The sequence below is a fragment of the Sinomonas sp. genome (assembly GCF_036848755.1).
Lineage (GTDB): Bacteria > Actinomycetota > Actinomycetes > Actinomycetales > Micrococcaceae > Sinomonas.
Map to the genome: position 1 here is coordinate 1 of NZ_DAIUJO010000011.1, position 14,945 is coordinate 14,945.

A 14,945-nucleotide genomic window follows, 5' to 3' on the forward strand; every position below is an offset into this window, starting at 1 on the left:
CCGCTTCGGAAACCCCGACGCCGATCGGGTGTTGGATTGGGCGCGACACGTGGCTACCATCGTTCGTGGTGGAGCACAGTAGCTCCCTGAGTGAAAGGAGGTGGCCGTGTCTTTAAGCGACGCCATCATGGACGGGGCCGGTATCAGCGTCAGGAAGCTCGATCGGATCGAGGTTCCCTCCCGAATGCTCGGGGGCCAGTCCTAGCGACTTAGCCGGCGCAGGCCGGACCGACCCACGATACGTCACAGGGATGCCGGTACCGCTGAGAGGCGGGACCGGCATTTCTGCGTCTTCGACACCTCAGGACGGCTCGCTCGTCTGCGCCTCTCGGGCCAGGGCGGTGAGCCTGGACACCGCGCGGAAGTACTTCTTGAGATAGCCGCCAGCCATCATCTCCTCGGTGAAGAGCTGGTCGAATGGCACACCGGAGGCGAGGATCGGCACGTCCTTGTCGTAGAGACGGTCGGCCAGCACGACGAAACGCAGCGCGACTGCCTGCTCCTCGATCGTGTGCACGTCCTTCCAGACAACCCCGTCGATCCCGTCGATGAGCTGGCGGTAGCGGCTCGGATGCACCCCAGCGAGATGCTTCATGAGAGCCCCGAAGTCGTCGACGGCGACGACGCCGCCGTCGAACTCGGCGTTGATCCGCGCGTCGAGCTCCTCCGTGCGGAGCGGAGCGGGGGCTGCGGGAAGGCCCCGGTGCCGGTAGTCCTCCCCGTCAATCCGAACGACGTCGAACTGATCGGCGAGGACCTGGATCTCGCGCTGGAAGTCGACGGCGGCGAACCTTCCCTCGCCCAGGGCGCCCGGAAGCGTGTTGGACGTCGCTGCGAGCTTCACGCCCGCGTCGGCGAGCTCCCGCATGAGCCGGGACATGAGGACGGTGTCGCCCGGGTCGTCGAGCTCGAACTCGTCGATGCACACGAGGCGGTAGGAGCTCAGCGCCTCGACCGTCTTGCGGAAGGACAGCGCTCCGACGAGGTTGGTGTACTCGACGAACGTGCCGAAGGCCTTCGGCCCGGGCGAGGCGTGCCACAGCGACGCGAGGAGGTGGGTCTTGCCCACTCCGAACCCGCCATCGAGGTAGACGCCGGCGCGGGTCTTGGGCTTGTTTCCATTTCCCCCGAAGAGCCGGGAGAGGAGTCCTCCACCGCTGCGCTGGCCATCGATGGAGGCGCCGAAGTCTTGGAGCGACCTGACCGCTGCCGCTTGGGAGGGCTGCGCGGGGTCTGGCCGGTAGCTTTCGAACGACACCTTGCCGAATCGCGGCGAAGGGTGGAAGCCGGCAAGAAGCTCGTCCACGGACACTTTGGGCGTGCGGGTGGTCAGGTGTGCGACAGTCGCCAAGGAATCCGTCCGTCTCGGGCCCCGAAGGGGCAATACATGGGAACGAGGGGCAGTGGCAAGGATATCGCGCACCCAGCCGTCATGTTGCGCCCCATGACAAGGGGCGACGACGGCCCTCACCCTCGCGGCCTGCTCTGACTACGCTGGAAGGGACATTTCAGGGGCGCGCGCGGATGGCGCACGTCCTTGGCTCAGCCGAGCGAAAGGCCATGCCATGAGCTACCCTCTCGACACGAACGAGAAGTTCGCTGCCTACGCCCACCCCGAGCGCCTCGTCTCGACGGAGTGGCTCGCTGCCCAGCTCGCCGACGGCGCGCTCGAGGGCGGCAAGCTCGCGGTCGTCGAGTCCGACGAGGACGTTCTGCTCTACGAGACGGGCCACATCCCCGGCGCCGTCAAGATCGACTGGCACACGGATCTCAACGACGAGGTGACGCGGGATTACGTCGATGGCCCCGCATTCGCCAAGCTCCTCGCGTCCAAGGGGATCTCCCGTGACACGACGGTCGTGATCTATGGCGACAAGTCGAACTGGTGGGCTGCATATGCCCTCTGGGTCTTCACGCTCTTCGGCCACGAAGACGTCCGCCTGCTCGACGGGGGCCGCGACAAGTGGATCGCCGAGGGGCGCGAGCTGACGACCGATGTCCCCAATCCCATCGAAGGCGACTACCCCGTCGTCGAGCGCAACGACGCCCCGATCCGTGCTTTCAAGGACGATGTCCTCGCCCATCTGGGCAAGCCGCTCATCGACGTCCGCTCCCCCGACGAGTACACGGGCAAGCGCACCCACATGCCCGCCTACCCCGAGGAAGGCGCGCTCCGTGGCGGGCACATCCCGACGGCAGCCTCGATCCCGTGGGCCCGGGCGGCCGCAGAGGACGGCACCTACAAGTCGCGCGAGGAGCTCGAGGGCCTGTACCTCGGCGAGGCCGGACTCACCCCCGGCGACGAGGTGGTCGCGTACTGCCGCATCGGCGAGCGCTCGAGCCACACCTGGTTCGCTCTCAAGTACCTCCTGGGCTTCGACAACGTCCGCAACTACGACGGTTCCTGGACCGAGTGGGGAAATGCCGTGCGGGTTCCGATTGTTAAGGGTGAAGACAGAGGTACGTGGCCGCTCTCCTAGGGCTCGGTGCTCAGCTTTCCCGCAGCGCGGCGGTCTCGCGACGAGGCCGCCGCGCTGTGCATGGCCCGGCGTAGTCTGGAAGGAATATGACGACGAATACCACGATCCCCGCTCCCCTTGCGGAAATCATCGACGAGTTCCAGGGACTCGAGGAGCGCGAGCGCCTTCAGCTGCTGCTCGAGTTCGCCCAGTCGCTCCCCGACCTGCCGGACCGCTATCACGACCATCCCGAGCGGCTGGAGCAGGTGGTGGAGTGCCAATCGCCGGTCTTCATCGCCATCGAGACCGAAGCTGGAACGGAGAGCGCCTCGCAGTCGGTGCGTCTCTTCCTGACAGCTCCGCGGGAGGCTCCGACGACGCGCGGCTTCGCCAGCATCCTCTTCGAGGGGCTCGATGGCCTGACAGCGGGCGAAATCCTCGCCGTTCCGGACGACATCGCCCACGAGCTAGGTCTCGACCGGGCAGTCTCACCCCTGCGGCTCCGCGGGATGACGGCCATGCTCGTCCGCATCAAGCGCAAGGTAGCCGGCGAGTGCCACCTCGGGCAGACGGCCTGAGACTCCGAGGCTCAAGGGGAAGCTGAGTGGCCAAAGGCAATTCGCCGGCCGGACCGGGGACACCGGCCACGGCTGTGCTCGACGCCGCCGGAGTCGCCTATGTCGCGCACCCCTACGAGCACGATCCTTCCAGCGGGGGCTACGGGTTGGAGGCAGCTCGCGCCCTCGGCATCGCCGCCGAACGGGTCTTCAAGACGCTCGTCATCGACCTCGGCACGAGCGCCGGGAGGAGCCCGACGGCGGGGGGAACGCTCTGCGTCGCCGTCGTCCCGGTGAGCGGAAGCCTTGACCTCAAAGCTGCAGCCTCCGCGTTCGGAGCGAAGAAGGCGGCGATGGCCGATCCGTCGGCCGCTGAGCGCCGAACGGGCTATGTCCTCGGAGGGATCTCGCCGCTCGGCCAGCGTCGTGCCTCTCCCACCGCCATCGACGAGTCGGCCCTCGAGCACGAGACGATCCTTGTGTCCGGTGGCCGACGGGGCTTTGACATCGAACTCGCCCCGGCGGACCTCGTCCGGCTCACCAACGCTTCAGTGGCTCGCCTTCGCGCTCACTGAGCGGGCTGGCTCTGCCTCCCTGCGCCGGGAGCTGGCCGCGGCGCGAGCGTCTCGGAAAGCCACGCCTCCACCGTTCCCTCCCACCGTTCCGGATCCACGTTCCATTCCTTCGTGTGACGCGCCTTCCGGAAGGTTTCGAGCGTCACCATCTCGGGATTCCGCCCGGCAAGGAGTGCTGACGGGCCGAAGGGGACGAATTCGTCGTCCACGCTGTGCAGGATGAGAGTCGGCGTGCGGAGTTCGACGGCCCGCGCAACCCAGTCCATCGCGCGGAAGTCGACCGGCGCGGCCATCCCGGTGATCCGACGGCCCCACGGGTGGGCAAGGAGGAACTGGCCGAAGCGTCCGACTCCGCGCGGGATGCGGTTCTTCTGGGCCTGGTGGGCGAGGACATCAACCCAGTCGACGACGGGTGCGTCGAGGACGAGGGCTCTGATGTACTGCCGCATCGATGAGAGGTCGGCGGCGGCGAGGCTGATCGCGCCACCCATCGACCAGCCGAACAGGACGATATCCGTGGCACCGTGATCGAGCGCGTAGCCGATCGCCGCCTCGACGTCCCGCCACTCGGTCATCCCCAGCGCGTACCGACCATCCGGCGTGGCGGGCGCGTCGCCGTCGTTGCGGTAGGAGACCACGAGGCTCGTGAGCCCCAGCTGACGGGCCGGGATGAGGCCCCGCAGCGACTCCTGCCGAGTGGCCCCGCGCCCATGCACCATGATGGCCCAGGTCGTGGTCGGAGCGTTCTGGGCTGGCACGAGCCAGGCGGGCGCGGGCCCGAGCTCTGTCTCGACGAGGACCTCTTCGAAGTCATAGCCGAGGTCCCCCGGGGAGCTGTAGACGACCCCGCTCCAGCGGCCCCGCACCGCGCGTCCGAGGTCGCCGCTGTATTCCGCGATGACGGAGCGCGTCACCGTTCCTTCGCCGGGGACGTAATCCTCAAGCCGCCCCAGCCGCGCGTGACCGGCCCCGCCGTCGAAGAAGAAGCTGTACTCGCCGTCGACCACGGTCTCCTGAGTCGCTTTGAGGATGACCCGGCGCTCAGGACCCGCGCCCTGGACCGCTAGGACCTCCTGGTCCTCGGTTCGCACCCGTTCGGGAGTCACGATGCGGCGCGCGAAGTAGGCGGCGAGGGCAGAACTCGAGGCTGCGACCGCGGAAGCAGCCCCGAGACCGACGCCGGCGCCGAGGAGGGCCCAGAAGCTGCGGGGCAGCGCCTCATCGGACTCAACCTCTCGGGGGGCCTTGCGTTCTCGGGACATACCGCCATTCTGTCAGCCCGGGCGCGTGCGGAAGGGGCCGCCCCTGCGGGGGCTCTGTGGGGAATTCCGGGGCTGGCCGCTAGTCTGAACCCATGACGGCGCCGATCCTCATCCTGACCGAAGTCGCGTTGGGCCCTGCCGAGCGGACCGCGGTGTCCGAGCTCGTCGAGGGCATTGACGCCCCGCTGGAGGTGCTTGTTCCGTCCGGTCGCAAGCGCCGCCTCGTCGTTGACTTCCTCGATCACCTCTCGATGCTCGAATTCGGGAAGGCCTTCGAGGAGCTCTCCTCCAAGTCTGATCCTGCGGCCGAACGGGCCGTCGCCGAAACGGCGCTCAACGGCTCTCTCGCGGCGCTCGAGGGTCTCGGTGCCGGGACGACGGGAAGCCTTGTCGAGGGCGATCCCGTGGCTGCGCTCGCCGAACGGGCGGGCGCGTCCGGCGCCACTCAGGCCGTTGTCGTGACCCTTCCCCACGCCGTCGAGGACACGTTCCACACCGACTGGGCCAATCAGGCCCAGCGGAAGCTCGGCATCCCCGTCCTCCATCTGTACGCCGGGACGGGATTCATCGGCGACTCCTGAGCGTTGTGCTGGGTATGGAAGCTTCATTCGAGCCAACCGAGGCAGCGACCCGGCACACCCCTCCGAACACCGACCACGCCCCCGCGGCTCGCAGCGAAGCCGAGTGGCGAGAGCGTCTCACGCCTGAGGAATACCATGTGCTCCGGGAGGCAGGCACGGAGCGTGCGTTCACGGGCGAGTACTGGGACACCCACACGAAGGGCAGCTATCGCTGCCGGGCGTGCGGCGCCGAGCTGTTCACGAGCCACGAGAAGTTCGATTCGCACTGCGGCTGGCCATCATTCTGGGCGCCGCTCGCCAACGACGCCGTGGTGTACCTCCACGACCGCACGTTCGGGATGGACCGGGTCGAGGTTCGCTGCGCGACGTGCAATTCGCATCTCGGGCACGTCTTCGAGGGCGAGGGCTACGGCACCCCGACGGACCAGCGATACTGCATCAACTCGATCTCCCTCACGCTCGTCCCCGACGAGGACTGAGCCGAGCGCGCCGGGTCGCCAGCAGCCGCTGTCCCCGACCTGAAGGAAGAGACCCCTAGCGATAGAATTTCTGTTGCTAGGGGCTTTTTAGCCTTAGCGATACTTCTTCATAGCTACTCTCGGATCAGTGTCTTCCACGTGCTTCCCCACCGAGAGAAAGCGAGTCCGTCGTGACGACTGCCGCGCCCGAAACATCAGGCACCACCTCAGCTGTCCCCACAGCATGGAGCGCTGCCGCCGATCCGTCGTGGCTGGCGCTCAAGTCGGCGGCCGTCCGCCTCCAGCCCCTCCAGGCGCGCGACGGCTCGATCCCCGAGCAGACGGACCACCCCCTCGCTGGGGCGCTCGTCGAACAGCTCGTCGCGGGGATCGAAGGCCTCGCGCCGCACTTCCCGCACGACTCCGAGTACCTGCGCCTCGCCGTCGCCGATTTCCGGGCCTGGGCAGCCACCGGCTTCGGGGTGCCCGACTTCCTCGACTCGCTCGTCGCCTTCCAGCCGCAGCTGCACCGCGTGAACGGGCTCCAGCACCTCGTCGTGTTCCCCATGTACACCCAGAACGGAAGCCGGGACCGCCTCGTCGAGGCCGTGCTCATCGAGGTGGTATGGCCCGACTTCGTCGCCGAGCTCGAGGCCGGGGCCTACAGCAACAGGCTCTTCGTGCCGATCCGCTTCCTGGACTTCACCCCGGGCTACGCCACGAACTCGGCGGTCCTGTTCCCCGAGACGGTCGCCATGCGGGACGTGCCGACGTTCACGTGGGGCGCGATCTTCGCCGACCGCGAGGCGGCGCGCTTCCGGCGGGTGCTCGACGCGGCCGCGAAGGTCACCAACCTCGAGCTCCCGCCGGATGCCGCCGAGCTCGTCGCGGACCAGAAGCTCGCGCAGGAGACCTTCGTCATGTGGGACCTCATCCACGACCGGACCCACATGCGCGGCGACCTCCCGTTCGACCCGTTCATGATCAAGCAGCGGATGCCGTTCTTCCTGTACTCGCTCGAGGAACTGCGCTGCGACCTCACGGCATTCCGCGAATCCGTCAAGATCGAGCGCGACGACACCGCAGACCCCGAGGCGCGCCGGCACGCCAAGCTCGTCCAGTACGCTGTCATCTTCGACCGGATCTTCCGCTTCGCGATCACCGGAAGCCGCGTCCGCAACTACGACGGCCTCGGCGGCCAGCTCCTGTTCGCGTGGATGCACCAGCACCGCGTCCTGCACTGGACGGACACGAAGCTTGCGATCGACTGGGCCGAGGTCCCCGAGGTCGTCAGCGCGCTCGGCGATGCGATCGACGAGCTGTACTGGCGTTCCATCGACCGCCCGAAGGTGGCACACTGGCTCGCAGCCTACGAGCTCGTCTCTGGGACGGTGACTCCGAACCCGGCCTCGGTGTGGGCCAAGGGCCCCGACGCCCTCCCCCTCACGGGGACGCCGCGCGAGATCACCGACCAGGTGCTCGACGACGAATTCCCCCTGTCCATGTTCTACGAGGCCCTGGAGAAGAAGATGCGCGGTGTGATCGAGTCGACGGCAGGGATCACGGGCGAGACGCCCCTTCCCGGCGTCATCGCGTGAGCCCCGAGGTGCGGGGCGCGCGGGGCGCGATCGTCGTCGTCGCCGGGGCCAGCGCGGCGTCCGGCGTCGCGACCGTGGCCGCCCTGCGCGCTGCGGGGGCTACGGCAATCGCCGTCGGGACCAGCGAGGATCACCTTGCGCGCGCGTTCGGCCCCGCGGATCCGGACGACGGCGTGCCGCAGCGAGTGTGCGACCTCGCCGACTTCGCGGCCGTTCAGTCGCTCGCCGCGGAGCTCCGCGAGACGTTCGGCGCGGTCGACGGCGTAGCCCACCTCGTGGGCGGATGGCGCGGCGGCCATTCGCTCTCGGACCAGTCCGATGAGGACTGGGACTTCCTCGCGCGAACTGGAATCACGACCCTCCGCAACACGAGCCGGGCGTTCTACGAGGACCTGCTCGCTTCGCCACGGGGTCGATTCGCGATGGTGTCCTCGACCCTCATCGAGCATCCGAGGGCCGGCTACGCCAACTACGCTGCGGCCAAGGCCGCCGCCGAGGCGTGGACCCGTGCCATGGCCCGGGGCTTCGCCTCCGACCAGTCCGAAAGGGCGGGGGACGCGGCTCCCCTGATGAGTGCCGCCGTCGTTCTCGCGGTCAAAGCGCTCCTCGACAACGAGATGCTCGCCACCCAGCCGGGGCGCCGGTTTCCGGGTTACACGCACGTCGACGCCCTGGCCGGGCGCATCGTCGCGCTGTTCACGGAGAACGCCGTGGCCATCAACGGCGCACGCCTCGACCTCACCATCTGAGACGGACCGACCCTTAGGCAATACTGTGACAGTGACTTCGATCCACCCCGCCCATTCCATCGCTTCTGCCGGCACCGTCACCGACGGACCCGCCGGCTGGCCCCTCCACGACGCTGCCGTCCGCGGCTTCGCCTCCGACAACTACTCGGGCGCGCATCCTCAGGTGCTCGCGGCCCTCGTGGCCGCGAACGGGGGCCATCAGACCTCCTACGGCAGCGACGACTACACCGCCCGCCTCCACGAGGAGATGTGCCGGCTGTTCGGCGACGGCGTCCAGTCCTACCCCGTCTTCAACGGGACCGGGGCCAACGTCCTTTCGCTCCAGTCGCTCATTCCGCGCTGGGGCGCCGTCGTGTGCGCTTCGACCGCGCACATCAACGTGGACGAGAACGGGGCACCGGAACGCGTGGGCGGCATGAAGCTCCTCGCGGTCCCCACCGAGGACGGCAAGCTCACGCCGGAACTCATCGACCGGGAGGCGTGGGGCTGGGGCGACGAGCACCGGGCCCAACCGCTCGCCGTCTCGATCACCCAGACCACCGAGCTCGGAACGCGCTACTCGATCGACGAGATCCGCGCCATCACCGAACACGCGCACTCTCTCGGCATGAGGGTCCACATGGACGGGGCCCGCCTCGCCAACGCTGCCGCGGGTCTGGGCGTCCCCGTGCGCGCCTTCACGCGCGACGCCGGAATCGACATCCTCTCCTTCGGCGGCACCAAGAACGGCATGCTGTTCGGCGAGTGCGTTGTGGCGCTGGCGCCCGAGGCGGCCCACGGTCTCGATTACCTCCGCAAGATGGACATGCAGCTCGCATCGAAGATGCGCTTCGTCTCGGCCCAGTTCCTCGCGCTGCTCGAGGACGACCTGTGGCTCCGGTCCGCGGAGCACTCGAATGCCATGGCAGCCCGGCTGCGCGCCGCAGTCGAGGGGATCGAGGGCGTCGAGCTCACTCAGGAGACGCAGTCGAATGGCGTGTTCGCCATCCTGCCGGCGGGGGTCGCCGACCGACTGCGCGAGCGCTTCCGCTTCTACGACTGGGACGCCTCGCGCCGGGAAGTGCGGTGGATGTGCTCCTTCGATACGTCCGAAGACGACGTAGATGCCTTCGCAGCCGCCCTCCGCGAGGAGATCGCGCGCTAGGAGCTGGGAACGGCGAGGGTTTCCGGCGTGCCACGAGGCTCCCGCCGGGGCCCCTCGACGTACCCTGTGAGAGTGACCGCATTAGCCCAGTTGCCTGCGGATTTCCTGAGTGCCCTGCGCTCCCTGCGCGCCGCCGTCGGCCGCCCCGAGCTCCGGCTCCAGGAGATCCCGGCACCCGCCCGGCTCGCACCGTATGCCGTGGCGCTCGAGGCCGAGGTGCTCGACCCGGCGAGCAGGGGTGAGGGCCCAGGCGAGGGCAGCGACACCGCGGTGTCCCCCGAACTCGCAACGGGCCGCTTCATCCTGCTCCACGACCCCGAGCCGCCCGCAGTGTGGCAGGGGACGTTCCGGATCGTGACGTACATCCGGGCCAGGCTCGAGCCCGAAATGGCGGAGGACGCACTGCTCGGTTCGGTCGCCTGGACCTGGCTTGTCGAGGCGCTCGAGAAGCACGCAGCCGACTATGCGGCGGCGGGAGGAACCGCAACGCGCGTCCTCTCGGAGAGCTTCGGCACGCTCGAGGGACGCCGCGAGTCGATCGACATCGAGTTGCGGGCCTCCTGGACTCCGCAGAGCCCGGCCGTCAGGAATCACCTCGAAGCGTGGTCGGACATGGTGTGCACGTTCGCAGGACTCCCACCGCTTCCCGATGGGGTCTCCCCGCTGCCGCGCCGCCGCGATTGAGACCCGGGCGTAGACTCAGGGAATCATGACCGCACAGTCCCAGGGCTCCACTCAGGCCGGTTCGGAACCCGGCCACATGGCAGCAACGCCCGCCTCCGATGGAACGGAGAACGGCTCCGACCACGTCCACGTCGAGGGATTCACCGCTCCCATCCCCACCGTCATCGAACTCGACGCGCCGCGCGAAGGGGTTCCTCTGGTGATCGACACCGAGGAGGGCCTCGAGCGGGCGGCGCGTGCCATCGCTGCCGGGACCGGCCCTGCCGGGGTCGACGCCGAGCGGGCCTCAGGGTTCCGGTACGGGCAGCGAGCCTTCCTCGTGCAGATTCGGCGCGAGGGCGCGGGCACGTGGCTCATCGACCCGGAACCGTTCGACGACCTCGCGATCCTCGGTGACGCCCTGCACGGGGTCGAATGGGTCCTGCACGCCTCGACCCAGGACCTCCCGTGCCTCGCCGATGTGGGCATGTGGCCCGATCGGCTCTTCGACACCGAGCTCGCGGCGAGGCTCGCGGGCCTCCCCCGTGTGGGCCTTGCAGCGGTCGTCGAACAGCTGCTCGGGTTCGGGCTCGCGAAGGAACACTCGGCCGCGGACTGGTCGACTCGCCCCCTGCCGGAGCCGTGGCTCCGGTATGCAGCCCTCGACGTCGAGGTGCTCGTGGAACTCCGCGACGAACTGGCCGAACTCCTTGCCGCCCAAGGGAAGCTGGGCTTCGCCGAAGAGGAGTTCGAGTCGATCCTCAAAGCGGGCCTCCCCGAGCCGAAGCCGGACCCCTGGCGCCGGACCTCCGGCGTCCACCAGATCCGGGATCGGCGGCAACTTGCCGCGGTGCGGGAGCTGTGGCTGGAACGGGACGCACTCGCACAGAAGCGGGACATCGCTCCGGGGAAGCTCATCCCTGACGCGGCGATTGTCGCCGTCGCCCGCGCCATGCCGACGACGGTGCCTCAGCTGCTCGCGACAAAGGGCTTCCACGGGCGCGCCGCCCAGCGGGAGGCCCCGCGCTGGCTGCGCGCCGTGTCGACGGCACGGAACCTGCCCCCGGAGATGCTTCCGCCGCTGCATCTGCCGACGAACGCGCCGCCGCCCCCGCGCGTATGGGAGGACCGCGACCCCGAAGCCGCAGCCCGGCTGCAGACGGTCCGCCCCCGGATCGCGGCCGTCGCAGAAGCGCTGGACATGCCCACGGAGAACCTCCTTACGCCCGACCACCTACGGCGTGTCGCGTGGCGACCGCCCATGCCGCTCACTGCAGCATCCCTCGCGGAGGCGCTGCGCGAGCTCGGCGCCCGCAACTGGCAGATCGAGCGCGTGCTGCCCACGGTCCTCGAATCGTTCGAGCATCCTGAGCCCCTCAGCACGCGGAGGAAGGCGCACGCCGCTAACGAGTGACGTTCAGGGCCCGCACGTGCAACGAGGGCATTGCAGCTCAAGTTACTCGCCAGTAACATAGGGGATCGGGGCGGTCGCCCGCCCACCAGGATCACCCCTACTTCCAGGAGCCGCCCATGTCATCGAGCAGGCACATCCGGGACGTCGTCTTCGTCGACGGCGTCCGAACACCCTTCGGCAAGGCTGGCGAGAAGGGGATGTACCACGGCACGCGCGCCGATGACCTCATCGTCAAGACCATCCGCGAACTGCTGCGCCGCAATCCGTCCCTTCCCGCCGATCGAGTCGACGAGGTCTCGGTGGCTGCGACGACGCAGACGGGCGACCAGGGCCTCACCATCGGGCGCAGCGCAGCGCTCTTGGCCGGTCTGCCGCGCACGGTGCCGGGCTTCGCCATTGACCGCATGTGCGCTGGCGCTCTGACCGCCGTGACGACGACGGCGAGCGGCATCGCCTTCGGCGCGTACGACGTCGTGATCGCCGGGGGCGTCGAGCACATGGGGAACCACCCGATGGGGCAGGGAACCGATCCCAATCCCCGGTTCATGGCAGAACGCATCGTGGACCCTGCCGCCCTCACCATGGGCAGCACCGCAGAGAATCTCCACGATCGGTTCCCCGCGATCACGAAGGAACGCGCCGACCGCTACGCCGTCGCCTCGCAGGCCAAGCTCGCCGCCGCCTACGAGGACGGCAAGATCCAGCGGGACCTGGTTCCCGTCGCGACCCGCCGCCCGGGCGAGGGCTTCGGCCTTGCCGTCGCCGACGAGCCGCCGCGTCCCGGAACGACGCTCGAAGACCTCGCAGCACTCCGAACGCCGTTCCGCCCTCACGGGCGAGTCACCGCGGGCAACGCCGCCGGGCTCAACGACGGCGCCACGGCGTGCCTGCTCGCCTCGGCCGAGGCCGCCGAGGAGCTCGGGCTCGCGCCGCGGATGAGGCTCGTCTCCTTCGCCTTCGCCGGGGTTGCCCCCGAGGTCATGGGCATCGGGCCGGTCCCCGCGACCGAGAAGGCGCTTGCAAAGGCCGGGCTGAGCATCGAAGACATCGGCCTCTTCGAGATCAATGAGGCCTTCGCGGTCCAGGTCCTGAGCTTCCTCGACCACTTTGGGATCGCGGACGACGATCCACGCGTCAACCGCTACGGGGGCGCGATCGCCGTCGGACACCCTCTCGCATCCTCGGGTGTGCGCCTCATGACCCAGCTTGCGCGGCAGTTCGCCGAATCCCCCGAGACCCGCTACGGCATGACGACGATGTGCATCGGTCTGGGGATGGGCGGCACCGTCATCTGGGAGAACCCGCATCATCCCGACTACCGGAAGGGCGAGTGAATGAGCGCCTCAGTCTTCGACCAGTTCGACGCCCTCGCCTCGCACGTACCGAACGAGGTCGTCACGCACTCCCTCGTCACGGACGTCCTCCTGCCGGGGGAGGCGGGCAGCCGCAGGATCGCGCTCATCACCCTCGACAACGGGCTCGACCACGCCAAGCCGACCACGCTCGGGCCAAACACGCTCATCGAGCTCGGCCGGACCCTGGAGTCGTTGCGGGAGCGCGCCGCGAGAGGTGAACTCGACGCGGTCGCGGTCACGGGGAAGCCGTACTTCCTCGTGGCGGGGGCCGACCTCACGACCGTCAAGCAACTCCGTGACCCAGAACAGGGTAACCAGATGGCGCGCCTCGGCCACGCCGCGTACGATCTGCTGGCCGATCTGGGCGTACCGACGTTCGCGTTCATCAACGGGGTCGCGCTCGGCGGAGGTCTCGAGATTGCCCTCGCCTGCACCTACCGGACCGTCTCATCGGCGGCACACGGGATCGGCCTCCCCGAGGCCTTCATCGGCCTCGTCCCGGGGTGGGGCGGCGTGTACCGTCTTCCGCGCCTGATCGGTCCCGAAGCTGCCCTCAAGATCATGATCGAGAATCCGCTGAGCAGCAACCGGACGATCGGGGGCCGGGAGGCATTCGAGCTCGGCATCGCCGACGCACTCTTCGAACCAGCCGACTTCCTCGAGCGCTCGCTCGCGTGGGCCGGGTCCGTCCTCTCGGGCGAGCAGAGCGTGGTGCGGCGACACGCCGTCGACCCCTCGGCCGACGCCTCGGCCGCCGAACGCTGGGACGCCGCGGCGAAAGGCGCCCGCGGGCTGGTGTCACTGCGCACCGGCGACGCCGCGCCGGCCCCGGGGAAGGTCCTCGACGTGTTCGAGGCGGGCAAGCTCGCGGGCCAGAAGGAGTCCGCCGAGCTGGAGGTCCAAGCCCTGACCGAACTCATGCAGACCCCACAGTTCCGGGACACCGTCTATGCGTTCCTCGACCTGGTCCAGCACCGGGGAAAACGCCCAGCGGGTGCGCCGGACGCCAAGCTGGCCCGGCCCGTCACGAAGGTGGGCGTCGTGGGTGCAGGCCTCATGGCGAGCCAACTCGCGCTCCTGTTCGCGCGCCAGCTCAAGGTCCCCGTCGTGATGACCGATGTCGAAGAGTCCCGGGTCGAGAAGGGCGTTGCCTACGTCCGGGGCGAGGTCGAGAAGCTGCTCGCGAAGGGGCGGCTCTCCTCGGATGCGGCGAACCGGACGAAGGCCCTCGTCACGGGATCCGTCTCGAAGGACGCCTTCTCCGACGCCGACTTCGTCATCGAGGCCGTGTTCGAGGAACTGGCCGTCAAGCGGCAGGTGTTCGCCGAGGTCGAGGCTGTGGTTTCCCCAGAGTGCATCCTCGCCACCAACACCTCCTCCCTCTCAGTGACGGCGATGGCGGAAGGTCTCGAGCACCCCGAACGGGTCGTCGGCTTCCACTTCTTCAACCCGGTTGCCGTCATGCCGCTGGTGGAGATCGTCCGCGCCCCGCACACCGACGATGCCGTCCTCGCGACGGCGTTCGTCCTTGCGAAGTCGCTCAAGAAGACCGCCGTCCTCGTCAAGGATGCTGCCGCCTTCGTGGTGAACCGCGTCCTGCTGCGCCTCATGGGCGAGGTCACCGCTGCGTTCGACGAGGGGACGCCGGCAGAGGTGGCGGACTCCGCGCTCAAACCGCTGGGCCTGCCGATGTCCCCCTTCACCCTCGCAGCGATGGTGGGGCTTCCCGTGGCGCAGCACGTCGCCGAGTCGCTGCACGCCGCTTTCGGGGAACGCTTCCCCGTCTCGGCCAACCAGCAGGCGCTCATCGACGCGGGGATCAAGGGCCTCTGGGCGCCGACAGAAGACGGCGGTCAGGAGATCCCGGCGTCCACGCGGGCACTCCTTCGGCTCGACGATCACCCGTCGACGGCCGATGAGGTGCTGAAGCGCTGCCAAGACGCCCTGGCCGAGGAGATCGGCCTGCTCCTCGCAGAGGGAGTCGTGGCCGGCCCCGAGGACGTGGATCTCTGCATGATTCTCGGCGCGGGCTGGCCCATGCACCTGGGCGGCATCACGCCCTACCTCGATCGGGTCGGAGCGTCCGAGCGGGTCAACGGCAGGAAGTTCCACACCGGAGGCTGAGCGGAA

At 68.8% G+C, this 14,945-nt stretch carries 14 protein-coding genes; 12 read left to right on the forward strand and 2 right to left on the reverse strand.

The window, feature by feature from the left end:
• Nucleotides 1-301 precede the first annotated feature (301 nt).
• Entirely contained in the window at nt 302-1,351 is a 1,050-nt protein-coding gene (gene zapE / locus V7053_RS02915) for a cell division protein ZapE (RefSeq protein ID WP_334170770.1), read from the reverse strand.
• Nucleotides 1,352-1,565: 214 nt separating this feature from the next.
• Between zapE and V7053_RS02920 the strand changes: the two genes are divergently transcribed.
• The 3 genes from V7053_RS02920 to ybaK all read left to right on the forward strand — a co-directional run bounded on the left by V7053_RS02920 (nt 1,566) and on the right by ybaK (nt 3,591).
• Complete coding sequence (locus V7053_RS02920) at nt 1,566-2,480, forward strand: sulfurtransferase (protein WP_334170771.1); 915 nt, start codon at nt 1,566-1,568, stop codon at nt 2,478-2,480.
• Nucleotides 2,481-2,566: 86 nt separating this feature from the next.
• Nucleotides 2,567-3,037 carry a SufE family protein gene (locus V7053_RS02925; protein ID WP_334170772.1) on the forward strand — a complete coding sequence of 157 codons (471 nt, stop codon included), beginning with the start codon at nt 2,567-2,569 and terminating at the stop codon, nt 3,035-3,037.
• A 26-nt stretch (nt 3,038-3,063) separates the two neighbouring features.
• Complete coding sequence (gene ybaK, locus V7053_RS02930; RefSeq protein WP_334170773.1) at nt 3,064-3,591, forward strand: Cys-tRNA(Pro) deacylase; 528 nt, start codon at nt 3,064-3,066, stop codon at nt 3,589-3,591.
• Here ybaK and V7053_RS02935 read toward each other — a convergent pair.
• Nucleotides 3,585-4,853, reverse strand: a complete 1,269-nt coding sequence (locus V7053_RS02935) for an alpha/beta hydrolase family protein (protein ID WP_334170774.1) — start codon at nt 4,851-4,853, stop codon at nt 3,585-3,587. The genes ybaK and V7053_RS02935 overlap by 7 nt on opposite strands.
• Nucleotides 4,854-4,945: 92 nt before the next feature.
• Here V7053_RS02935 and V7053_RS02940 point away from each other — a divergent pair, with 92 nt between their 5' ends.
• From V7053_RS02940 to V7053_RS02980, 9 genes are all read left to right on the forward strand, one after another.
• The gene (locus V7053_RS02940; RefSeq protein ID WP_334170775.1) at nt 4,946-5,434 is read left to right on the forward strand and encodes a hypothetical protein; all 489 of its coding nucleotides are present in this window, start codon (nt 4,946-4,948) and stop codon (nt 5,432-5,434) included.
• A gap of 14 nt (nt 5,435-5,448) precedes the next feature.
• Nucleotides 5,449-5,913, forward strand: a complete 465-nt coding sequence (msrB, locus tag V7053_RS02945; protein ID WP_334170776.1) for a peptide-methionine (R)-S-oxide reductase MsrB — start codon at nt 5,449-5,451, stop codon at nt 5,911-5,913.
• A gap of 170 nt (nt 5,914-6,083) precedes the next feature.
• Complete coding sequence (locus tag V7053_RS02950) at nt 6,084-7,490, forward strand: DUF6421 family protein (RefSeq protein WP_443022489.1); 1,407 nt, start codon at nt 6,084-6,086, stop codon at nt 7,488-7,490.
• Nucleotides 7,487-8,239, forward strand: coding sequence for an SDR family NAD(P)-dependent oxidoreductase (locus V7053_RS02955; protein WP_334170777.1), 753 nt, complete (start codon nt 7,487-7,489; stop codon nt 8,237-8,239). The genes V7053_RS02950 and V7053_RS02955 overlap by 4 nt, the downstream gene beginning before the upstream one ends.
• A 58-nt stretch (nt 8,240-8,297) precedes the next feature.
• Nucleotides 8,298-9,383 carry a threonine aldolase family protein gene (locus V7053_RS02960; protein ID WP_334170807.1) on the forward strand — a complete coding sequence of 362 codons (1,086 nt, stop codon included), beginning with the start codon at nt 8,298-8,300 and terminating at the stop codon, nt 9,381-9,383.
• Nucleotides 9,384-9,455: 72 nt separating this feature from the next.
• Nucleotides 9,456-10,067, forward strand: coding sequence for a DUF3000 domain-containing protein (locus V7053_RS02965; protein WP_334170778.1), 612 nt, complete (start codon nt 9,456-9,458; stop codon nt 10,065-10,067).
• Between the two features lie 25 nt (nt 10,068-10,092).
• Nucleotides 10,093-11,460: a ribonuclease D gene (locus tag V7053_RS02970; protein ID WP_443022490.1), complete on the forward strand. Its 1,368-nt coding sequence runs from the start codon at nt 10,093-10,095 to the stop codon at nt 11,458-11,460.
• Between the two features lie 116 nt (nt 11,461-11,576).
• Nucleotides 11,577-12,794: a thiolase family protein gene (locus V7053_RS02975; RefSeq protein WP_334170779.1), complete on the forward strand. Its 1,218-nt coding sequence runs from the start codon at nt 11,577-11,579 to the stop codon at nt 12,792-12,794.
• The gene (locus V7053_RS02980; protein WP_334170780.1) at nt 12,795-14,939 is read left to right on the forward strand and encodes a 3-hydroxyacyl-CoA dehydrogenase NAD-binding domain-containing protein; all 2,145 of its coding nucleotides are present in this window, start codon (nt 12,795-12,797) and stop codon (nt 14,937-14,939) included.
• Nucleotides 14,940-14,945: the final 6 nt, after the last annotated feature.